The following is a 20,422-nucleotide window of genomic DNA, read 5'->3' on the forward strand; positions in this document are numbered from 1 at the left end:
CGCCATGTGCGGTCGTTACACGCAGAAGCTGAAGGCGGACGATCTGGTCGCCGCCATGTCCGCGCGCGACGAGACCGGCGGCGGGGTTGCGGAGAGCTACAACGTCGCCCCCACCTCGACGATGCCGATCGTCGTCGCCGAGCCGCCCGAGGCCGGCGGCGGACCGGGTGGCGCCGCCGGCGGCGATGCGGGCGGCCCGTCGGGTGACGATCTGTCGGGGCGGGAGCCAGCCGGCCGGGTCCTGCGGCTGGCCACCTGGGGGCTGGTGCCGTCCTGGGCCAAGGACCGCGCCATCGGCGCCAAGATGATCAATGCCCGGGCGGAGACGGTGGCGACCAAGCCGGCGTTCCGCGCGGCCTTCGCGGCCCGGCGCTGCCTCGTGCCCGCCACCGGCTTCTACGAGTGGTTCCATCCGGGCGGCGGCTCCCGGCGCGGCCAGCCGTTCTACATCTACCCGGCGGGGCACCCGGCGGGCGAGGGGGTCCTTGCCTTCGCCGGCCTCTACGAGGTGTGGCGCAAGGGGGACGTACCGTTGGTGACCTTCACGATCCTGACCACCGGGGCGGCCGAGGGCCTGGCGTTCCTGCACGACCGATCGCCGGTGATCCTTCCCGCGGCGGCCTGGGACCGGTGGATCGACCCGGCGGCCGATCCCGCCGCGCTCGCCCCGCTGCTGCGGCCGGCGCCGGTCGGGGTGCTCGCCGCCCATCCGGTGGGCGCGGCGGTGGGCAACGTCCGCAACAAGGATCCCCGGCTGACCGACCCGGTCGACCTCGATCCGACGGTGGCGGACGCGGTGGAACTGGCGGGCGGCCCTGCGGTGGCGGCTGCGGATCTGGTCGCCGGCGGTGATGTCGCGCACCGCAGAGCAGGGTCCGCCAGGGCGCGCCCGGCGGGGGCTGCTGTGGACCTGTCGCTGTTCGAACTCGATCCAACCGAGCAGTGAGCGGCGACGTCATCGCCCGCGGCGGGCGGTAAGTGGCCGGACGCATCGTGTGATTGCGGGTTCATCCAGCGGAAATCCGCGAGGATGGGGGTCGCCGCCGGCGGCGGCGTCAGGGGCGGACGGGCCCGCCGTCCGGGTCCTAGCCGACTCGGACCGGCCGCGGTCCGGCCCGACCGGCGCCGATCGGCGCTGACCGTAACCAGGCACGCACGGCCGGAGGAGAACCCGATGACGTCAATCACCGATCCGACCGACGCGGCGGGCACAGGTTCCGCCCCACCGCTGGAGGCGCCGGCCCCGGCGGACATCGCCGGGCTGGTCAACCTCCGCGACGTCGGGGGCATGACGACCGCGGACGGCCGTCGCACCCGCCCCGGCGTGCTCTACCGCAGCGAGATGCCGAAGGCGGGGGACCGCCCGCCGCCGGAGTCGGTGACCTGGCCNCCGCGTACGGTGATCGACCTGCGCTCGGCCGTCGAGCGCGGGCCCGATCCGCATCCGCTCGCCGCCCTCGGCGCCGAGATCAGGGTGTTTCCGCTGCTCGGCGACGAGGCGGCACCGGGCCGCCACACCGCCGCCTCGGGTGCGATGGAGGGCGGCCTGCAGGCGCTCTACGTGGCGATGGTCGAGCACGCTGCCCCCCAGCTCGCCGCGATCGTCAAGGTCGTGGGGGAGGCGCCGGGTCCGGTGCTCGTGCACTGCGCCGCCGGCAAGGATCGCACCGGAGTCACGATCGCCGTGCTGCTGCGCCTCGCCGGCGTCGTCGAGGGAGACGTCCTTGCCGACTACGCGGCCACCGAGCAGAACATGCGTGGCGTGGTCAAGCGGCTCAAGGGGCACGCCCTGCTGCCGGGTGTGAGCGACCCGGAGCGGGGGCGTGAGCTGGTCAAGACGTCGCTCGCCGCCGCGGAGGCGGTCATCGCGACGACCGACGCCCATCCCGGCGGGGTGGCCGGCTGGGTTCGGGACCACGGTGCCGACGAGGAGTCGATCCGCCGCTGGCGCGACCGCATCCTCGCCTGAGCGAGCCCGTGACGACGGCAGGGTACGGAGGTCCCGGGAGGGGGTCGCCTGCCTGCGTGGCGGGCGGGCGGCGGGCGGCCGGTGCCCAGGGCGGCGGACCGTCGGCGCCAGGCCGCCAGAACCCCGCGTCAGGCAGGCGTACGCGGCCGCAGCGACAGCCCCAGCGCGATCTCGGCGACTCCGGTGACGATGAGCTGGATCCCGAAGATCACCGCAAGCGCCACGATCGTCGCGTCCGGCCAGGCCAGGGCGAGCACGCCCAGCACCACGCTGAGCGCCGCCACCGCGTAGCTGGGCACCACGCCGCGGGCACCGGTCTCGGGCGATCGCAACGCCCGGGTCACCAGTGCCCGCGCGACGCCGGTGACGATCAGGATGGCGCCGACGAGCAGCGCCAGCACCCGCAACGTCACTCCCGGCCACAGGAGCACGACGACGCCGCCGAGGATGAGCAGGACCCCGAAGAAGGCGGTGCTGGCGGAGTTCTCAGCCCTGGCGGCGGCCAGCGTCTCACCGATCCCGGACAGGACCAGAGCCACCCCGGCAAGCACGGCCAGAGTGCCGGCCNTCGCGAACGGATTGAGGATCAGCAGAAGTCCCAACACCGTGACGGCCAGCCCGACGACGAGNAGCGCCGACCACAGGGCGCTGGGCGTCTGCTGGTGTCGCTGCTGCCGATAGATCGTCGCCATCGAGGCACCCCCTGAGTGGATCCGCACCACCTGTGCGGATCCACACCCGAGTTCCTACCCGGTGTCGGTCGGACCGCACCGCTCGGCGGCCCTCGACCGTCCCGCGGTCCGTCGGCGCCCCGTCAGCCGTCGCTGATGCTGATCGCCTCCGTCGGGCAGGCGTCGGCTGCCTCCTGAAGGTCGTCCCACCGCGTGTCGTCCGGCTCCTCGCTCAGTAGATAGAGGTAACCGTCGTCCCGGATCTCGAAGACGTCCGGAACGAGCTGAACACACGTGCCGCTGCTGGCGCAACGGTCGAAGTTGACGGTCACGTGCATCGGCGCACCTCCCGTGGTGCTCCCAGAATGTCGGCGTCGCGTGGACCTTACCGCTGGGCCCGGCGGAGGAACAGAAGGGTCACCTCCGCGGGCCACAGTGGCAAGGCGCCGTTCCCGGAGAGNCGTCAGGACGCCTTGATCGCGGAGATGTCGAGCTCGACCTTGACCTTGTCGCTGATGAGGACGCCGCCGGTCTCCAGCACCGCGTTGAAGGTCAGGCCGAAGTCCTTGCGGTTGAGGGTCGTGGTGCCGGTGAAGCCGGCCCGGACGTTGCCGAACGGGTCCTTGGAGCTGCCCTCGAAGGCGATGTCGAGGTCGACCGGGTGGGTGACGCCGCGGATCGTCAGATCGCCGGTGAGCACGTACTCGTCGTCGCCCTTGCCGGCGACCGCGCCGGTGCTGACGAAGGTGATCGTCGGGTAGGTCGCGACGTCGAGCAGGTCGGCGGACTTCACGTGGCCGTCGCGGTCCGGCACGCCGGTGTCGAACGAGGCGGTCTTGATCGTTACGGTGGCGGTGGACGCCGTCGGCTCGGCACCGTCCAGGTTCAGGGCGCCCTCGACGGCGGTGAACTGCCCCCGCACGGTCGTGACCATGGCGTGCCGCGCGGCGAAGCCGATCCGCGAGTGGGCGGGGTCGATCGTCCAGGTGCCGGTCAGGTCGGTCAGGGCGGTGGTCNTGGTCATTGGGTCCTCCAGAGGGAGCCGCCGGATACGTCGGTCGCCCGGCGACGGAGNGGTGTGGCGGGCCCGACCAGGCGGCAGGGTCCGTCGCCAGGTCGTTGCATGCGCAACTTACAGCTCGGGTCAACGTCCCGGCCGGGGACGTATTCCGCGAGCCGTCCGCTGATCTGTGACGACCGTAACGAGACTTCGGTCCTGCGCCCAGGGCCGCCGACCGATCTGTGGACAACCACCCGTTGTCCACAGATCGCCATCTGGCTCGGCGAACGGACCGAACATCGATCTACGGTCCGGTCATGGTCACAACCACCCCCGGTCCCGGGTGCCCGCCCCCATCCCCCCAGCGCGCGGCTCGGCTCCCGGAGCCACTCCCGCCCGATCCGCCCCCACCGGTGTTCACCGGCGAGCCGCGTCCACCCGGCGGGGTGCGCGAGGGCGTCTTCGCCGATGACGAGGACTGGCTCGGCGCCACCGTCGGCGCGGCCGTCCCAGACTGGGGCGACCGCCGCGACGGCGATGCCGACCGGAGCCCCGGTCTGCCTGACACTGACGGTTACGGCATCGCCGCAGATGCGGACCTTGATGCCCGTCCGGGAGCCGGACACGGNGGCTCTTCGCACTCCCTGGACAGATCGGCCGCCCGTCCGTCCACGGTTCCGGTCGTGGACGACGTGGCCGGTTGGGCGGAGCGCGGGGCGCCCACGGAGGGTGGCCGGCGGGNGGTTCGCGCGCGACTGAGCCGGCGGTTGCCGGCCAGCCTGCGCGGTGTGGTGACGGCGCCGGCCGCGAGCGCGACGCTGGTCCTGGCCCTGGTCGCGCTCGCCGCCGCGCTCCTGGCGACCTGGTTCGCCTGGCAGCACCGGCCGGTGGCGGTCGCCGCGCCGGTGGGCCGGCCCTCGGCGGTGGTCGCCCCGTCGAGGACGACGGCGGACGGCGGTTTCGTCGACGCCGTCGGGACGGACGCCGGCCAGTCCGTCACGGCGGCCGCGGCCGTCGGCGTGGCGGCCACGCCGGCCCGCGCCGGCGCCGCCAGTGAGGTGGTGGTCGACGTCGCCGGCCGGGTGACGCGGCCCGGTGTGGTCCGGCTGCCTGCCGGTTCTCGGGTGGTCGACGCGATCGACCGGGTCGGTGGCGTGCTTGCCGGCACCGACACGACGGGCGTCGGCCTGGCCCGGGTGCTGGTCGACGGCGAGCAGATCCTCGTAGACGGCCGCCCGGGGCCGCCGCCGGTCGTGGCCGCCCCGGCGCCCGGCACGGCCGGGTCCTCCCCCGCCGGTGGTGGTGGTGGCGCGCAGAGCGGTCCGATCGATCTCAACAGCGCCAGCTCCGAGCAGCTTGACGGCCTGCCCGGGGTCGGCCCGGTGCTCGCCGGGCGCATCGTTCAGTGGCGCACCGAGCACGGGCCCTTCCGCTCCCCGGAACAGCTTGGGGAGGTCACCGGCATGGGCGACAAGCGGCTGGCGGACCTGCTGCCGCTGGTGAAGGTGTGATGCGGCGATGGTCGCCGTGGGCATGGAGACCGGCCTCGCGCTGCCCCAGGGACCGTCGGCCGCAGTTGCGCCGGCCGACGCCCGGCTGGTCACGCCCGCGCTGGCGGCCTGGGTCGGCGCGGCGGTCGCGGTCCGCTGGTCGCTGCCGGACGCCGCACTCGTCCTCGCCGCCGCGGCAGTCCTGACGGTGCCGGCGGGCCTGCTGACCCGGGCCCGCCGCCGGCACCGGCGCGCTCCCGGCAGCGGGAGTGTCGCGGCGCCGTCTTCGATGGACGACGGCGGCGACGGCGATAGCCATGGCTATGGCGATCACGACGGCTTTCTGCCCGCGGCTGCCCGGGTGGCCCTGACGGCCGTGGTGTTCCTCGCCGCCGGAGTCCTCGCCGGCGGGCTGGCGGCGCGTCCCGGCAACCGGGGCCCGCTTGCCGATCTGGTGCGGCGAGGGGTGTCGGTGAGCGCTCGGGCCGTCGTCACGGACGATCCGCGGCCGGCCGCCACGGCCACGCCCCGAGTCGGTCCGCCAACGGCCACCGCCACGACGTTCGTCGTACCCGTCCGATTGGAGCGCGTCACCGCCGGGTCCGTCGTGGTGCGGCTGCGTGCCTCGGCCATCCTGCTCGGACGGGGGGTCGGCTGGAGTGGTCTGCTACCCAGCCAGCATCTCGACGTCGCGGGCCGGCTCGCCGCCCCTCGGGCAGGCGACACCGTCGCCGCGGTCGTGCTGGCCATCAGAGCGCCGCGCCTGCGGGGCGATCCTGATGCGGTGCAGCGCTTCGCCGGGCGGCTGCGGGTCGGCCTGCGCGAAGCCGCCGCAGGCCTGCCCGAGCCGCGGCGTGGTCTGCTGCCGGCGCTCGTCGTCGGGGACGTCTCCGGACTCGACGGGGACCTCCGCGCCGACTTCCGCCGGGCCGGGATGTCGCATCTGACCGCGGTCTCCGGCGGCAACGTCGCCATCGTGACCGCGGCTGCTCTGGTCGTGGCGGCACGGGCGCGGCGTGGTCTGCGTGGGCGGGCGGTGGTTGGTGTGGCCGCCCTGGTCGGGTTCGTCGTCCTCGCCCGACCCTCCGCCAGCGTCCTGCGTGCCGCGGTGATGGGGCTCATCGGGCTGGCCGCGTTCGCCGCCGGCCGACCTCGCGCGGTCCTGCCAGCCCTGGCGGCGAGCGTCACCGTGCTCGTCCTCGCGCGGCCCGCCCTCGCGGTCTCCGTCGGCTTCGCCCTGTCCGTGCAGGCCACCGCCGGGATGATCGTCTTTGCGCCGGCCTGGCACACCGCCCTCGCGCGGCGGCTGCCCGATCGGCTCGCCGAGGTGCTCGCGGTGGCGGCGGCCGCCCAGCTGGCCTGCACGCCGCTGCTGGCGTGGATCGGCGGGGGCCTGAGCCTGGTCGCGATCGGCGCGAACGTCCTCGCCGTGGTGGCGGTGCCCGTGGCGACCGTGCTGGGCGTCCTGGTCCTGGTCGTCGCCGCCGTGTCGCCCCCGCTGGCCCGGATGCTGGCGCACGTTGCGGACCTGCCCTGCTGGTGGCTGGTGACGGTCGCGCACCGCTGCGCGCACCTTCCGGCGGCCACGGTCGGCTGGCCCGCCGGGGTCCTGGGAGCCGGCGCGGCAGCCTTCGCCGCCCTCGTCGCGGTGGCGGTACTGCGCCGGCGGTGGGGGCGCCGGGTGGCCGCCGCGGCCGTCGTCGGCCTGCTTCTGGCGCGCTGCGCCGTCGTCGAGCGGTTCGCCTCCTGGCCGCCTGCCGGCTGGCGGCTGGTGGCCTGCGACGTCGGGCAGGGGGATGCGCTGGTGCTGTCGGCCGGGCCCGGCAGTGCGGTGCTGGTCGACGCGGGACCCGATCCGGACCTGCTGGCCCGCTGCCTCGACGAGCTCGGCGTGCGGCGCCTACCCGTGATCGTCCTGAGTCACCTGCACGCGGATCACGTCGACGGGCTCCCCGGTGTGCTCGGCCGGCTGCCGGTGGGGGAGGTGCTGGTCGGTCCGCTGCGGGAGCCGGCGGGTCAGTGGCGATCAGTCCGTCGGTGGGCAGACCGGGCGCGCGTGCCGCTGCGCACCATCACCGCCGGTTCCCGGGGTCAGGTGGGAGCGGTCTGTTGGACGGTGCTGGCGCCACAGATCATCCTGCATGGCACCGACAGCGATCCCAACAACGACAGCGTCGTGCTGTCCGCCCGGGTCGGCCCCGTGACCATCCTGCTCACGGGGGACGTGGAGGNGACCGCCCAACGGCTGTCACTCGGCCGTCCGCAGGATCGGGCCGGGCTGCGGGCGGACGTCCTCAAGGTTCCGCACCACGGGTCCGCCAACCAGGACCCCGGATTCCTCGCCGCGAGCGGGGCCCGCTTCGCGTTGATCAGCGTCGGGACGGGCAACGACTACGGTCACCCGGCAGCATCGACGCTGCGCGCGCTGCGCCGGGCGGGGATGGCCGTCGCCCGGACCGACCGCGACGGGGCACTCGCCGTCGTCGCGCCGAGGTCGCCCGCCGGGGCGGGCCGGCCCGGCGAGTCCGGGCAGCCCGGTCGGCCCGGCGAGTCCGGCGAGTCCGGTCAGTCCGGCGAGGGGTGTCCCCGGCCCGGGGTGGATCCCTCGGCCCGGCTCTCGGTGTCGGACCGTGACGAGATCTCGGTGGTGCGTCGCCGAGCAGGGGAGGGATCGTGACATGCTCACCCGCGTGCCAGCTTCTCCAGCGCCCCCGCTCGTTCTCGTCTCCGGTGACGAGGACCTGCTCGTCGGGCGAGCCGTCCGCGAGGTCCTCGACGCGGCCCGGGCCCGCGACCCCGAGGTGGAGGTCGTCGACCGGGCGGCCGCCGAGTTCACCGAGGCGGACATGGTGGACCTCGGCGCCACGTCGATGTTCGGCGGTGGCCGGGCGGTCGTCGTCCGGGGGGTGCAGGACCTCGGGGAGGAACTGCGCGACGCGCTGCTGGCCTACATCAGCCATCCCCTCGACGACGTCGTGCTCGTGCTCGTGCACAGCGGAGCGGTGAAGAACCGCAAGCTGGCCGACGCCATGAAGGCGGCGGGCGCCCGCGTCGTGCCCGCCGCGAAGATCACCAAGCCCCGGGAGCGGCACGACTTCGTGGTCGCCGAGGTCCGTCGCCTCGGCGGGCGTGTCAGCGACGGCGCGGTGCGGGCCCTGCTCGATGCCGTCGGGGGCGATCTGCGCGAGCTCGCAGCGGTGTGTGACCAGCTCGTCGCCGACACCGAGGGCGGCATGTTGGACGAGGCCGCGGTGGCCCGGTTCCATCGGGGACGCGCCGAGGCCACCGGGTTCGCCGTCGCCGACGCGATCATCGGAGGTGACCTGCCGCAGGCGCTGACGCTGCTGCGCCAGGNGGTCGAAGGGGGGACCGCGGCCGTGTTGATCACTAGTGCCGTCGCCGGCGGGCTGCGGGATCTCGCCCGGGTGTCCTCGGCGGGCCCGGGGACGAAGTGGGATCTCGCCCGCGCCCTCGGCATGCCCGACTGGAAGGTCGAGAAGGCGCAGCGTTCGGCGCGTGCCTGGTCCGATCCGGGCCTNGCGCTCGCGCTGCGCGCGTCGGCGACGGCGGATGCCGGCGTGAAGGGGGCGTCCGTGGACGCGGGCTATGCGCTGGAGAAGCTCCTGCGCGAGGTGGCCGCAGCGCGGTCGTTTCCCCGGGATCGGGCCCACCGCGGCGGGCGTCGATGACCGGGGCGCCGCGGCCGGAGGGATCGTCCGCGACGGGCGGCCCGGGCGCGCGGCCGGGGCCGGCCATGGGGCACGACGCCGTGGATCCCGGCGAGACCGACGCGCCGCCACCGGGAGGCTGGTTCGGGCTGCGAGTCCTGCCCGCCGGCTGGATGCGCGGGCTGCTCACGACCGTCACGGGGCTGGTCACGGTGGTCGTCGCGCTGGGAGACCTCGCGAGCGCCTGGGTGGTCGGCGTCCTGCCGGTGACCGTCGGCGCGATGGTCGCCTACCACGAGGTGCTCGAACGGCTGATCCATCCGGCGGGCAACGAGACGCTGGTCGGCGGTCCGGCGAGTGCGCAGAACCCGCCGGGCGATCAGGCAGTCCGCTAGGACCGCTCCGACTGCCGACTGCCGACTGCCGACTGCCGACTGCTACCCGCGCCCGCGGCGGCGAGAGGGTGTGGCTCGCGGGCAGGGCAATCCACGGGCTGGCGATCGCGCAGGGCCGGCCAGGGGCGCGGACACGCAGAAAAGCCGGAGCACCCCTGGTGCCCCGGCTCCGCCGCGCGGTGTCAGCTGGCCGTCAGGCTCGCGTGCGCGCGGNCCAGCGCCGACTTCTTGTTGGCGGCCTGGTTCGGGTGGATGACACCCTTGCTGACAGCCTTGTCCAGCTTGCGGGAGGCGACCCGTAGGGTCTCGCCGGCGCGCTCGGCGTCGCCCGCCTCGACCGCGTCGCGGAACCGGCGCACGTGGGTCTTGAGCTCGGACTTGACAGCCTTGTTGCGCAGCCGCNGCTTCTCGTTGGTGAGGTTGCGCTTGATCTGCGACTTGATGTTGGCCACGCGGAGGAACCTCTGGTTGTCGAGTCGGGATGGTGNGGACACGTCATCATACGGACNCCGGCCGCGCGCGGCGGCCCGGCGTACCGACGCCTCGGAGGCCGGCCGGCCACCTGCACCGAAATCGGTGTGACGCGGAGTCGGAGACGGCCGGACCGCTCGGGACGACGACGCGGCCCACCAAGGCGGCGCCCAGAATATCAAACCGCTGCCGGCCGGTGCACCGGCGCAACCACCGCGCCGCCTCCTGGCACGATGAAGGGAGGTCGACCCAGATCCCGNCACGGGACGGCTCCCGTGACCACCGCGAGCGAAACGAGAACTCTCCGCGTGTCCGCAGCCCCGCACCTGGCGCCCGGCGCCGACCCCGCGATGATCCGCAACTTCTGCATCATCGCCCACATCGACCACGGCAAGTCGACCCTTGCCGACCGGATGCTCGGTGTGACCGGAGTGGTGGAGGCGCGCAACATGCGCGCCCAGTACCTCGACCGGATGGACATCGAGCGCGAGCGTGGGATCACGATCAAGGCCCAGAACGTGCGGTTGCCCTGGCGGGNGCAGGACGGGCAGGACTACATCCTGCATCTCATCGACACGCCCGGCCATGTCGACTTCAGCTACGAGGTGAGCCGGTCGCTGGCCGCCTGCGAGGGCGCGGTGCTGCTGGTCGACGCCNCACAGGGGATCGAGGCCCAGACGTTGGCGAACCTCTACCTCGCGATCGTGAACGACCTGACCATCGTCCCCGTCCTGAACAAGATCGACCTGCCGGCCGCCCAGCCGGAGAAGTACGCCGAGGAGATCGCGGCGATCATCGGCTGCGACCCGGGTGACGTACTGCGCGTGTCGGGCAAGACCGGCCAGGGCGTGCCGGAGCTGCTCAACGAGATCGTTCGGCAGGTGCCCGCGCCGGTCGGCAACCCCGCCGGACCCGCCCGCGCCATGATCTTCGACAGCGTCTACGACATCTACCGCGGCGTCATCACCTACGTCCGGGTCATCGATGGCACCCTCACCACCAGGGACCGCTGCCTGATGATGTCGACGGGCGCCAGCCACGAGACCCTCGAGGTGGGGGTGATCTCGCCGGACCCGCATCCGACGGGCTCGCTGTCGGTCGGTGAGGTCGGCTATGTCATCCCCGGGGTCAAGGACGTCCGCCAGGCCCGCGTGGGCGACACCGTCACCACCACCCGCAATCCGGCCACGGAGATGCTCGGCGGCTACCGCGACCCGCTGCCCATGGTGTATTCGGGGCTGTATCCGATCGACGGCAGCGAGTACCCGGCGTTGCGCGAGGCGCTCGACAAGCTCCAGCTCAACGACGCCGCCCTGACCTACGAGCCGGAGACGTCGGNGGCGCTCGGCTTCGGCTTCCGCTGCGGCTTCCTCGGCCTGCTGCACCTGGAGATCGTCCGGGAGCGCCTCGAGCGCGAGTTCAACCTGACGCTGATCTCCACCGCGCCGAACGTCGTCTACCGGGTGGTGATGGAGGACCTCTCCGAGATCACCGTGACCAACCCGAGCGACTGGCCCGGCGGGAAGATCGCCGAAGTGTACGAACCGGTCGTCGACGCGATGCTGCTGCTGCCCACCGACTTCGTCGGCGCGGTCATGGAGCTCTGCCAGGGCCGGCGCGGCGTGCTCAAGGGGATGGACTACCTGTCCACCGACCGGGTCGAGCTCAAGTACACCCTGCCGCTCGGTGAGATCATCTTCGACTTCTTCGACGCGTTGAAGTCCCNGACCCGGGGGTACGCGAGCCTCGACTACGAGCCGGCCGGTGAGCAGCTCGCCGACCTGGTCAAGGTCGACATCCTGCTACAGGGCGAGACGGTCGACGCCTTCTCGGCGATCGTGCACAAGGAGAAGGCCTACTCCTACGGCGTGGCGATGACGACCAAGCTGCGCGAGCTGATCCCACGCCAGCAGTTCGAGGTGCCGATCCAGGCGGCGATCGGCAGCCGGATCATCGCCCGGTAGAACATCCGGGCGATCCGCAAGGACGTGCTGGCCAAGTGCTATGGCGGTGACATCACCCGCAAGCGCAAGCTGCTGGAGAAGCAGAAGGAGGGCAAGAAGCGGATGAAGACCATCGGGCGCGTCGAGGTCCCGCAGGAGGCGTTCATCGCCGCGCTGTCCACCGACACCGGGAAGTCCGCGACGAGCAAGTGATCCACCCCCGGGCGGGGGAGATCGGGCGGGTCGACCCGGGGGAGACCGCCGATCACGGCCACCCCCCGGGAGGTCGGCGCGTCGTCAGCTCGTCGGCAGCGGGCTCGCGGGCAGGCGGATCGGCTCGGTCACCGGTTCGGCGAGGGAGAGATCACCGGCGGGCGCGGCGGCGCTGGAACGATACACGGTGGTTCGGGGCGGGAGCAGTTCGGAGATCTCCTCGAGAACGGCCCTGACGTCATCGTCCATGTCCGGATCTTTTCGCACCGGGCTCGACCGGTCGACGATGGTCCGCCCATATCTGATCTTTCGTCAACAACGGGGGCAAAACGTGCCCGACGTCTCGCCGGTGCCGAGGGGGACCCCCGTTTCCGGTGCTTATCCCGCCGTGGTCCTGTTGTGGCCATCTTCGGCCCGCTCGTGCACTTGACAAACGTGGCGTTGCTGTAACCCCATCCGTTGGGGGCACACTGGGGGCATGCCACAAAAGCCTCCCGACGGGTCACCTCCGCCCGACGACGGCGCTCTCCCGCCGGCCGCTCTGGCCGAGCTGACCGAGCGCGCGCTCGGGGCGTACGTGCACGTGCCCTACTGCGCGGCACGCTGCGGCTACTGTGACTTCAACACCTACACGGCGGCGGATCTGGGCGGTGCCCTGGTCTCCTCGGTGGGCCTGACGACCTTCGTCGACATCGCCACGAAGGAGATCCGGCTGGCCCGGGCGGTGCTGGGCGACGCCGACCTGCCGATCTCCACCGTGTTCATCGGCGGCGGGACGCCGACCCTGCTCTCCGCGGGTGACCTCGCCCGCCTGCTGCACGCCCTNGACGCCGAGTTCGGGCTCGCCGCCGACGCGGAGGTCACCACCGAGGCGAACCCGGAGTCGGTCGACCCGGCCCAGCTCGAGCAGTTGCGGGCGGCCGGCTACACCAGGGTCTCGTTCGGCATGCAGAGCGACCGGCCGCACGTGCTGGCGGCGCTGGACCGCCGGCACACCCCCGGGCGGGTCTCCGAGGTGATGCGCTGGGCGCGCAAAGCCGGGTTCGAGCAGGTGAGCCTCGATCTGATCTACGGGGCGCCGGGCGAATCCGAGGCCGACTGGGCGGCGAGCCTGCGGGCCGCGGTGCAGTTGGGCCCGGACCACGTCAGCGCCTACGCGCTGACCGTCGAGGAGGGCACCAAGCTGTCGCGTCGGGTGCGCCGCGGCGAGCTGCTCGAGCCCGACGACGACCTGCTCGCCGACCGGTACCTGCTCGCCGACGAGATCCTCACCGCCGCCGGACTGACCAACTACGAGGTCAGCAACTGGTCGCGCGGTCCGGCCGCCCGTTGCCGCCACAATCTGGGCTACTGGCGGGGCGACCACTGGTGGGGCTTCGGCCCGGGCGCCCACAGCCACGTCGGCGGTGTGCGGTGGTGGAACGTGCGCCATCCGGCCGAGTACGCCGCCCGCCTCGGCGCGCAGCGCAGTCCGGCCTCGGCGCGCGAGGAACTCGACGCGTCCACCCGACGGGTCGAGCGGGTGATGCTGGGGGTACGGCTCGCCGAGGGGCTCGGCGTGGCCGAGCTCGACGAGGCCGGGCTGGCGGCGTGCGCGGATCTCGCTCGCTCGGGCCTGGTCGAACCGGGCGCGCTCGAGTCCGGCCGGGTGCGCCTGACCCGCCGCGGTCGCCTGCTCACCGACACGGTGGTCCGGGCTCTGCTGNCAGACTGATCCATGGCCGACCGGCTGATCCTTGGCCGACCGGCTGATCCCTGGCCGACGGGTCGGCTCACGCTCGATCGGGCGGGCCGCCATGGTGCGGAACCCGGGTGCCCCGATGGTCGTTCTGTTGGAAGGATGTCGCCGACTCCTCACCGGCCATTCGTGGAGCGGCTCATGTTGTGTGCTTCATNCTTGGCTGACGGCTACACTTGGCACTCACTGCGGCCGAGTGCCAGGCNTGGTGTCGTCGGTGCTGGTGCACGCACCGTGGCCCGGCCACGTCCCGCTTGGTGAAGGGGGTGCGACCGCGTGCTAGAGGAACGGCGGCTCGAGGTCCTGCGGGCGATCGTGGAGGACTTCGTCCTGAGCAACGAGCCGGTGGGCTCCAAGGCGCTGGCGGAGCNTCATAATCTCGGGGTCTCGCCGGCTACTGTCCGCAACGACATGTCCGCGTTGGAGGAAGAGGGCTACATCACGCAGCCCCACACCAGCGCCGGGCGGATTCCGACGGACAAGGGCTACCGGTTGTTCGTCGACCGATTGTCCGGGGTCAAGCCGCTGTCCCGGGCCGAGCGCCGGGCCATCCAGAGCTTTCTGGAAGGCGCTGTCGACCTCGACGACGTCGTCCGCCGCTCGGTTCGCCTGCTCGCTCAGCTCACCCGCCAGGTTGCGGTGGTGCAGTACCCGTCGCTGTCGAGCAGCAGCGTCCGGCACATCGAGGTGGTGACCCTCGGCCCGCGGCGGATGCTCATGGTGATGATCACCGATACCGGTCGGGTGGAGCAGCGGATCATCGACAGTCTCACGCCGGTGNACGAGGAGATCGCGGGCGAGCTGCGGGCGACCCTCAACTGCGCGCTGGCCGGCCAGCGGCTGGTCGACGCCCCCGAGGTCGTCGCCACCCTGCCCGACCAGGCCCGCCCGGAGCTGCGGCCGTGCCTGGCGACGATGACCGGGGCGGTGCTGGAGTCCCTGGTGGAGCGCCCGGAGGAGCGTCTCGCCATGGCCGGTACGGCGAACCTCACCAGGGCCTCGGTCGACTTCGCCGACTCGTTGCGGTCGATACTGGAGGCGCTCGAGGAGCAGGTCGTGTTGATGAAGCTCATCGGCTCGGCCCGCGAGACCGGTACTGTAACGGTACGCATCGGTCGAGAGACGGACGTGGACGCCCTGCGGTCGACCGCAGTGGTGNCCACCGGCTATGGCCGCGGTCCTTTCGCCCTGGGCGGAATGGGAGTGGTCGGTCCGATGCGCATGGACTATCCGTGGACGATGGCGGCCGTCCGGGCCGTCGCCAAATACGTGGGTGAACTCTTGGGTGCCGACTGATGGCCGTGGACTACTACGCAGTTCTCGGCGTGCGCCGAGACGCGTCGAACGACGAGATCAAACGGGCCTACCGCAAGCTCGCACGGGAGCTGCACCCTGATGTCAACCCCGACCCGGAGGCGCAGCAGCGTTTCCGCGGGGTGACCGCGGCCTACGAGGTGCTCTCGGACCCGGAGAAGCGCCAGATCGTCGACCTGGGCGGCGACCCGCTCGCGCCCGGTGGCGGTGGTGGGGGTGCCGGCTCGCCGTTCGGCGCCGGCTTCGGCGGGCTCGGCGACATCATGGACGCCTTCTTCGGCGGCGGGACGGCCCGCGGGCCCCGCTCCCGGGTCCGGCGCGGCAACGACGCGCTGCTGCGGATCGAGCTGGACCTGGCCGAGACCGCCTTCGGTGCCACCCGGGAGATCACCGTGGACACCGCGGCCGTGTGCTCGACCTGCACCGGCGCNGGGGCGGCTCCCGGCACCCATCCGGCGACCTGCGGCACCTGCGGCGGTCGTGGGGNGGTCCAGCAGGTGACCCGCTCCTTCCTGGGGCAGATGGTCACCTCTCGTCCGTGCCCGCGCTGCTCGGGTACCGGCACGGTGATCGAGCATCCCTGCCGCGACTGCGGGGGGGACGGCCGGGTCCGCAAGCGTCGCACCCTGACGGTGAAGATCCCCTCCGGGGTTGAGGACGGGATGCGCATCCGGCTGTCCGGGGAGGGCGAGGTCGGCCCCGGTGGCGGGCCGCCGGGCGACCTGTACGTCGAGGTCTCCGAACGCCAGCATCCGGTGTTCACCCGTGAGGGCGACGACCTGCACTGCGAGCTGCCGCTGCCGATGACCTCGGCGGCGCTGGGCACCTCCGCCACCCTGGAGACCCTCGACGGCACCGAGACGATCGCGGTGAAGCCGGGCACCCAGNCAGGCGAGGTCATCAAGCTTGCCGGGCGCGGCGTCCCNCACCTGCGGGCCGCCGGGCGGGGGCACCTGCACATCCACATCAACGTGGAGACGCCGACGAAGCTGGACGCGGAGCAGGAGCGGTTGCTCCGGGAGCTGGCGAAGATCCGGGACGAGGAGGCGCCCGCGGTCGTGGGCGGTTCCACCGGTGGCAGCGCGAGCGGGCTGTTCCGCCGGCGCGGGTCGCGGCGCGGGCGCTAGCCCGTCGGCGCGGCCGGTCCCGGTCTCCGGTCCGTACTCCGCCGAGAGGATCCCCACTGACCAGCGCGCTGTTTCGGCTGTCCCCGCTGCCCACCGCGGACGTGTTCACCCTGTCCGGACCGGAGGGGCGTCATGCGGCGACGGTGCGCCGGCTGCGCCCCGGCGAGCCGGTGGACGTCACCGACGGTCGCGGGGCGGCGTTGGAGTGCGCCGTCGTCGCCGTCCGGCGCGACGAGATCGACTGTGCGGTGCGCCGACGGGTCGACGCGGCGGTGCCACATCCCCGCCTCGTCGTCGTGCAGGCGCTGGCCAAGGGCGACCGCGGCGAGCGGGCGGTGGAAATGCTGACCGAGGTCGGTGTCGACGAGATCGTGCCGTGGTCGGCGGCGCGCTCGGTGGTCCGTTGGGACGGCGAGCGGGGCGGGCGGGCCCGGGAACGCTGGGTTCGGGCCGCGGCGGAGGCGTCGAAGCAGTCCCACCGCCTGCACTGGCCGGTGGTCGGCGACCTCGTCGGGACGGCGGAGCTGACCCGGCGTGTGGCGTCGGCGGCCCTCGCCGTGGTGCTGCACGAGCAGGCCGGCGACCCGCTGGTGGGCCTGGCCCGCCGCAGCGCCGCGGCCCTCGACGGGGTGACGGCGGTGGCATCGGTGGCATCCGCGGCTCAACCGAACCCGGCGGCGGAGATCCTGCTCGTCGTCGGCCCCGAGGGGGGCATCGCCGACGCCGAGGTGGACGCGCTGCATCAGGCCGGCGCCGTGGTGGCGCGCCTGGGTCCGACGGTGCTGCGCACCTCCACCGCCGGCGTGGTGGCGTCCTCGGTCGTTCTTGCGGATCTCGGCCGCTGGGACGCTCGACGTGTTGATGGATAGACTGGCGGGGTAGCGCCTGCGACTGGCGTTTGGTGGGTGGTTCCTGCCCCGGCAGGGTGCTGACCCGAGTGCCCGTCCTCCACGCGTCGCACCACCCACCACGGTCATCGATCCTGAGAGGTGCCGCGGCCGTAGCTGGCCGCTCTCTATGCCCGAATCCGTCACGCCACCCGTCGCGCCGGCCGCTGCGGCCACGACGCGCATCGTCGTCCCCGGCCCGCACAGCATGGTGAGCCTGCTGGGCCAGCAGGACGAACTGCTGCGTACCGTCGAGCGGGCCTTCTCCTCGGACATCCACGTGCGCGGCAACGAGATCACCATCACCGGCCCGCCGGCGGAGAACGAACTGGCCGCGCAGCTGTTCGCGGAGCTCATCGCCCTGCTCGACGCGGGCACCGAGCTCAGCCCGCAGCACGTCGACCACTCGCTGGCGATGCTGCGCAGCGGTTCGCAGGAGCGGCCCGCCGAGGTCCTCACCCTCAACATCCTGTCGAACCGGGGCCGGACGATCCGCCCCAAGACGCTCAATCAGAAGCGTTACGTCGACGCGATCGACCAGCACACGATCGTGTTCGGGATCGGGCCCGCCGGTACCGGCAAGACGTACCTGGCGATGGCGAAGGCGGTTCAGGCGCTGCAGGCCAAGAAGGTCAACCGGATCATCCTGACCCGGCCGGCGGTCGAGGCGGGGGAGCGGCTCGGCTTCCTGCCGGGCACCCTGTACGAGAAGATCGATCCCTACCTGCGCCCGCTCTACGACGCGCTGCACGACATGATCGACCCGGACTCGATCCCGCGGCTGATGCAGGCCGGGACGATCGAGGTCGCCCCGCTGGCCTACATGCGCGGCCGGACCCTGAACGACGCCTTCATCATCCTCGACGAGGCGCAGAACACCTCGCCCGAGCAGATGAAGATGTTCCTCACCCGGCTCGGCTTCGGAGCCAAGATCGTGGTGACGGGTGACGTCACCCAGGTCGACCTGCCCAGCGGTACCCGCAGCGGGCTGCGGGTCGTCCGGGAGATCCTCGACGGCGTCGAGGACGTGCACTTCGCGTCCCTGACCAGCTCCGACGTCGTCCGCCACCGGCTGGTGAGCGAGATCGTCGACGCGTACGCCCGCTGGGACGCCGCCGCGGACCATGCCGGTGCCGCGGCTGCGGCGCCCGCCCGCCCCGGCCGCCGCGAGCGACGGTGACCGTGTCGGGGCTCGGAGAGGACTGCTGATGGCCGTGTTCGTCGCCAACGAGTCGGGCGCGAACGACGTGGACGAGGTCCGGCTCACGGCCCTCGCCCGCTTCGTGCTCGACGCGATGAAGGTGAACCCGCTGGCGGAGCTGTCGGTGATGCTGGTCGAGGAGAAGGCCATGGCCGACCTGCACGTGCGGTACATGGGCGAGGAGGGCCCGACCGACGTGCTCTCCTTCGCGCAGGACGACGCGTTCGACGCCTCCTGGTCGGAGTCGGTCGACGACGATCCCACGACGCTGCTCGGAGATGTGGTCCTCTGCCCCGACGTCGCGCGCCGCCAGGCGGAGCAGGCGGGGCACTCCCACGAGCGCGAACTGCACCTGCTGTGCACCCACGGCATCCTGCACCTGCTCGGGTACGACCATGCCGAGCCGGACGAGGAACGCGAGATGTGGAAGATCCAGAACAAACTGTTGGCGTCCTGGGACACCGCGGTGAAGGCCGCCGGCGGGAAGCGTCCCGCCGGCGGTGCGGACGGTGCGGACGGAGCTGGAGAGCCCGGCCCCACCGCCGCGCGCTGACCCCGGTCGGGGGGAGCCGATGAGCTCCGGCGATCTTCTGCTTGTCTTCATCGCGGTGGTCGCGTCCCTCGCCGCCGCGGGTTTCGGCTGCGTGGACGCGGCCCTGACCCGGGTGTCGCGGGTGTCGGTGGACACCTTCGCGCGCCAGGGGCGTGCCGGTGCGGCGAACCTCGCGACCGTCGTCGCCGACCCCGGCCGCTTCCTCGCGTTGCTGCTGCTCCTGCGGGTGGTCGGCGAGATGCTCGCCGCAGCCTGCCTGACGATCCTGTTCGCGCACGCCTACGGGACGGGCTTCGCCGCCGTGGGGCTCGGCACCCTGGTGGCGACCCTGATCGCCTACATCCTCGTCGGGGTGATGTTCCGGACCCTCGGCCGCCAGCACGCCCCGGCGGTCGCGCTCGCCACCGCGGGGCTGACCGTTCGCCTCGCCCGGATCTTCGGGCCGCTGCCTCGGCTGCTCATCGCGTTGGGCAACGCCGTCACCCCGGGGCCCGGATTCCGGGACGGGCCCTTCGCCTCCGAGGCGGAGCTGCGCGACCTGGTCGACCTCGCCGAGGAGAACGAGGTCATCGAGCGCGAGGAACGCGACATGATCGCGTCGGTGTTCGAGCTGGGTGACACCCTCGTCCGGGAGGTGATGGTGCCACGACCGGACATGGTGTTCATCGAGTCGTCCAAGACCGTGCGCCAGGCTCTCTCGCTTGCCCTGCGCAGCGGTTTCTCCCGCGTCCCGGTGATCGGCGAGAGCGTCGACGACGTCGTGGGCATCGCCTTTCTCAAGGACATGGTCCGCCGCGAGCGCGANGGCGACGAGGACGGTCCCGTCGCCGAGATCATGCGCGCGCCCGTGCTCGTGCCGGAGAGCAAGCCCGCCGACGACCTGCTGCGGGAGATGCAGGCCTCGCGGACCCACATGGCGATCGTCATCGACGAGTACGGTGGGACCGCCGGGCTCGTGACCATCGAGGACATTCTCGAGGAGATCGTCGGCGAGATCACCGACGAGTACGACAGCGAGGTGGCACCGGTGGAGTGGCTCGATCCCGACACGGCTCGGGTCACCGCCCGGCTCGACGTGGACGATCTCGTCAAACTCTTCGACTTCGACGTCGACGAACTGCCCGGCGCGGACGACTCGGTGACCGTCGGCGGCCTGCTCGCCACGGCCCTGGGTCGGGTTCCCATCCCGGGCGCCACCGTGACGGTCGGCGGCCTGCGGCTGTCCGCGGAACGGGCGGCCGGCCGGCGCAACCAGATCGGCACGATCGTCGTCAGCCGCCCGCCGCGCCCGCCGGGCGACGCCGACGACCCGGCNCCGGGCGGAGCAGACGGCGGTGAGCCGGCCGGGCGCTCACCCCAGGACGGAAAGGTAATCTCGTGACCGCTGACCCGACCCCGCAGGCGACGGCGCCCGCCGGGGCGGCCCTCGACCTGGCCGCGGAGGACGCGAAACTGCTCGTCCTGGCCCGCTCGGCGCGGCTGCGCGCCTACGTGCCCGACGGCAGGCCCGCCGAAGGTGCGGCCCTGCGTGACACCGACGGCCGCACCTACGCCGCCGCCACCGTCGGGCTGAGCCGGCCGGAGTTGGCGATCTCGGCGTTGCGGGCGGCCGTGGCCGCGGCGGTCTCCAGCGGGGCGCGCCGCTTCGAGGCCGCGGCCGTCGTCACGGAAAGTGATGAGGTCGCGGGCGACGATGTTGCCACCCTCGCCGAGTTCGGCGCCGGCGTCCCCGTCTTCCTCGGCGGCACCGACGGCGTGGCTCGCAGCAGGACGAACAGCTAG

At 72.8% G+C, this 20,422-nt stretch carries 18 protein-coding genes and 19 pseudogenes; 30 read left to right on the forward strand and 7 right to left on the reverse strand.

Translation table 11 applies throughout. The features are described 5' to 3' along the window. Window positions 1–4: 4 nt before the first annotated feature. The 3 genes and pseudogenes from UK94_RS18195 to UK94_RS18200 all read left to right on the forward strand — a co-directional run. Window positions 5–946 carry an SOS response-associated peptidase gene (locus UK94_RS18195; protein ID WP_055750791.1) on the forward strand — a complete coding sequence of 314 codons (942 nt, stop codon included), beginning with the start codon at window positions 5–7 and terminating at the stop codon, window positions 944–946. 228 nt (window positions 947–1,174) lie between these two features. Then, window positions 1,175–1,389: tyrosine-protein phosphatase (locus tag UK94_RS74255; RefSeq protein ID WP_268761425.1), on the forward strand; the 215-nt coding region annotated here is incomplete at its 3' end. A gap of 1 nt (window position 1,390) precedes the next feature. Next, window positions 1,391–1,969 (forward strand): annotated as a pseudogene (locus UK94_RS18200) (tyrosine-protein phosphatase); the annotation flags it as partial. Window positions 1,970–2,097: 128 nt separating this feature from the next. Here UK94_RS18200 and UK94_RS18205 read toward each other — a convergent pair. The 4 genes and pseudogenes from UK94_RS18205 to UK94_RS18215 form a co-directional block, all read right to left on the reverse strand. Next, the coding region (locus UK94_RS18205; RefSeq protein ID WP_235488516.1) for a DUF308 domain-containing protein at window positions 2,098–2,536 on the reverse strand (439 nt) is incomplete at its 5' end. A 1-nt stretch (window position 2,537) separates the two neighbouring features. Next, a pseudogene (locus UK94_RS74260) lies at window positions 2,538–2,586 on the reverse strand (hypothetical protein); the annotation flags it as partial. A 197-nt stretch (window positions 2,587–2,783) separates the two neighbouring features. Next, complete coding sequence (locus tag UK94_RS18210) at window positions 2,784–2,978, reverse strand: ferredoxin (RefSeq protein ID WP_041939036.1); 195 nt, start codon at window positions 2,976–2,978, stop codon at window positions 2,784–2,786. A gap of 125 nt (window positions 2,979–3,103) precedes the next feature. Beyond that, window positions 3,104–3,656, reverse strand: a 553-nt coding sequence (locus UK94_RS18215; protein WP_235488519.1) for a YceI family protein, incomplete at its 5' end; no start/stop codon positions are given. Between the two features lie 1,045 nt (window positions 3,657–4,701). Between UK94_RS18215 and UK94_RS56830 the strand changes: the two genes are divergently transcribed. The 6 genes and pseudogenes from UK94_RS56830 (at window position 4,702) to UK94_RS18235 (ending at window position 9,193) form a co-directional block, all read left to right on the forward strand. Continuing rightward, window positions 4,702–5,151 (forward strand): ComEA family DNA-binding protein, encoded by a 450-nt coding sequence (locus UK94_RS56830; RefSeq protein ID WP_268761438.1) that lies wholly within the window; start codon window positions 4,702–4,704, stop codon window positions 5,149–5,151. A gap of 268 nt (window positions 5,152–5,419) precedes the next feature. Then, a partial coding sequence (locus UK94_RS18225) for a ComEC/Rec2 family competence protein (RefSeq protein ID WP_235488569.1) occupies window positions 5,420–7,361 on the forward strand: 1,942 nt, incomplete at its 3' end. A gap of 447 nt (window positions 7,362–7,808) precedes the next feature. Next, the coding region (locus UK94_RS18230) for a DNA polymerase III subunit delta (RefSeq protein WP_235488521.1) at window positions 7,809–8,484 on the forward strand (676 nt) is incomplete at its 3' end. 1 nt (window position 8,485) lies between these two features. Further along, window positions 8,486–8,668: pseudogene (locus UK94_RS56835) on the forward strand (DNA polymerase III subunit delta); the annotation flags it as partial. A gap of 1 nt (window position 8,669) precedes the next feature. Further along, window positions 8,670–8,819, forward strand: a pseudogene (locus UK94_RS56840) (DNA polymerase III subunit delta); the annotation flags it as partial. Further along, window positions 8,816–9,193, forward strand: coding sequence for a hypothetical protein (locus tag UK94_RS18235; RefSeq protein ID WP_041939038.1), 378 nt, complete (start codon window positions 8,816–8,818; stop codon window positions 9,191–9,193). The pseudogene UK94_RS56840 and the gene UK94_RS18235, both read left to right, overlap by 4 nt. A gap of 214 nt (window positions 9,194–9,407) precedes the next feature. Here UK94_RS18235 and rpsT read toward each other — a convergent pair. Together rpsT and UK94_RS56845 are read right to left on the reverse strand one after the other, a co-directional pair. Continuing rightward, window positions 9,408–9,595: pseudogene (rpsT, locus tag UK94_RS18240) on the reverse strand (30S ribosomal protein S20); the annotation flags it as partial. A gap of 1 nt (window position 9,596) precedes the next feature. After that, window positions 9,597–9,680: pseudogene (locus UK94_RS56845) on the reverse strand (30S ribosomal protein S20); the annotation flags it as partial. Window positions 9,681–9,972: 292 nt separating this feature from the next. Between UK94_RS56845 and UK94_RS56850 the strand changes: the two are divergent. The 5 genes and pseudogenes from UK94_RS56850 to UK94_RS56870 all read left to right on the forward strand — a co-directional run. Next, the coding region (locus UK94_RS56850) for a GTP-binding protein (protein WP_313949542.1) at window positions 9,973–10,201 on the forward strand (229 nt) is incomplete at its 3' end. 1 nt (window position 10,202) lies between these two features. Beyond that, window positions 10,203–10,320 (forward strand): annotated as a pseudogene (locus UK94_RS56855) (GTP-binding protein); the annotation flags it as partial. A gap of 1 nt (window position 10,321) precedes the next feature. Continuing rightward, window positions 10,322–11,002, forward strand: a pseudogene (locus UK94_RS56860) (GTP-binding protein); the annotation flags it as partial. Between the two features lies 1 nt (window position 11,003). Then, window positions 11,004–11,389 (forward strand): annotated as a pseudogene (locus tag UK94_RS56865) (elongation factor 4); the annotation flags it as partial. 1 nt (window position 11,390) lies between these two features. Then, window positions 11,391–11,820, forward strand: a pseudogene (locus UK94_RS56870) (elongation factor 4); the annotation flags it as partial. A gap of 84 nt (window positions 11,821–11,904) precedes the next feature. Here UK94_RS56870 and UK94_RS34725 read toward each other — a convergent pair. Then, entirely contained in the window at window positions 11,905–12,069 is a 165-nt protein-coding gene (locus tag UK94_RS34725; protein WP_173402681.1) for a hypothetical protein, read from the reverse strand. A gap of 229 nt (window positions 12,070–12,298) precedes the next feature. Here UK94_RS34725 and UK94_RS56875 point away from each other — a divergent pair. From UK94_RS56875 to UK94_RS18290, 16 genes and pseudogenes are all read left to right on the forward strand, one after another. Then, window positions 12,299–12,645: pseudogene (locus tag UK94_RS56875) on the forward strand (coproporphyrinogen III oxidase); the annotation flags it as partial. Between the two features lies 1 nt (window position 12,646). Further along, window positions 12,647–13,525, forward strand: a pseudogene (locus tag UK94_RS18255) (coproporphyrinogen-III oxidase family protein); the annotation flags it as partial. A gap of 309 nt (window positions 13,526–13,834) precedes the next feature. Beyond that, window positions 13,835–13,928, forward strand: a 94-nt coding sequence (locus tag UK94_RS56880; protein WP_235488572.1) for a hypothetical protein, incomplete at its 3' end; no start/stop codon positions are given. A gap of 1 nt (window position 13,929) precedes the next feature. After that, a pseudogene (locus UK94_RS56885) lies at window positions 13,930–14,338 on the forward strand (DeoR family transcriptional regulator); the annotation flags it as partial. A gap of 1 nt (window position 14,339) precedes the next feature. After that, window positions 14,340–14,716: pseudogene (locus UK94_RS56890) on the forward strand (HrcA family transcriptional regulator); the annotation flags it as partial. Window position 14,717: 1 nt separating this feature from the next. Beyond that, a pseudogene (locus UK94_RS56895) lies at window positions 14,718–14,854 on the forward strand (heat-inducible transcriptional repressor HrcA); the annotation flags it as partial. Continuing rightward, window positions 14,854–15,302 (forward strand): DnaJ domain-containing protein (locus tag UK94_RS56900; RefSeq protein WP_235488523.1); only part of this gene is annotated, 449 nt, incomplete at its 3' end. The pseudogene UK94_RS56895 and the gene UK94_RS56900, both read left to right, overlap by 1 nt. Window position 15,303: 1 nt before the next feature. Continuing rightward, window positions 15,304–15,358 (forward strand): annotated as a pseudogene (locus tag UK94_RS56905) (hypothetical protein); the annotation flags it as partial. Between the two features lies 1 nt (window position 15,359). Beyond that, window positions 15,360–15,759: pseudogene (locus UK94_RS56910) on the forward strand (DnaJ C-terminal domain-containing protein); the annotation flags it as partial. A 39-nt stretch (window positions 15,760–15,798) separates the two neighbouring features. After that, window positions 15,799–15,999 (forward strand): annotated as a pseudogene (locus UK94_RS56920) (molecular chaperone DnaJ); the annotation flags it as partial. A gap of 101 nt (window positions 16,000–16,100) precedes the next feature. Next, the gene (locus tag UK94_RS18270) at window positions 16,101–16,868 is read left to right on the forward strand and encodes a 16S rRNA (uracil(1498)-N(3))-methyltransferase (RefSeq protein WP_011603180.1); all 768 of its coding nucleotides are present in this window, start codon (window positions 16,101–16,103) and stop codon (window positions 16,866–16,868) included. A gap of 148 nt (window positions 16,869–17,016) precedes the next feature. Continuing rightward, the gene (locus UK94_RS18275; protein ID WP_011603181.1) at window positions 17,017–18,066 is read left to right on the forward strand and encodes a PhoH family protein; all 1,050 of its coding nucleotides are present in this window, start codon (window positions 17,017–17,019) and stop codon (window positions 18,064–18,066) included. A 28-nt stretch (window positions 18,067–18,094) separates the two neighbouring features. Then, a complete protein-coding gene (gene ybeY, locus UK94_RS18280; protein WP_011603182.1) occupies window positions 18,095–18,640 on the forward strand; it encodes an rRNA maturation RNase YbeY in 546 nt (181 codons plus the stop codon). A 19-nt stretch (window positions 18,641–18,659) separates the two neighbouring features. Next, a partial coding sequence (locus tag UK94_RS56925) for a CNNM domain-containing protein (RefSeq protein ID WP_235488525.1) occupies window positions 18,660–19,444 on the forward strand: 785 nt, incomplete at its 3' end. Window position 19,445: 1 nt separating this feature from the next. Continuing rightward, window positions 19,446–19,954 (forward strand): annotated as a pseudogene (locus UK94_RS56930) (transporter associated domain-containing protein); the annotation flags it as partial. A gap of 63 nt (window positions 19,955–20,017) precedes the next feature. Continuing rightward, entirely contained in the window at window positions 20,018–20,422 is a 405-nt protein-coding gene (locus UK94_RS18290; protein ID WP_011603184.1) for a cytidine deaminase, read from the forward strand.

Source organism: Frankia sp. AvcI1, from assembly GCF_001420875.1.
GTDB lineage: Bacteria > Actinomycetota > Actinomycetes > Frankiales > Frankiaceae > Frankia > Frankia alni.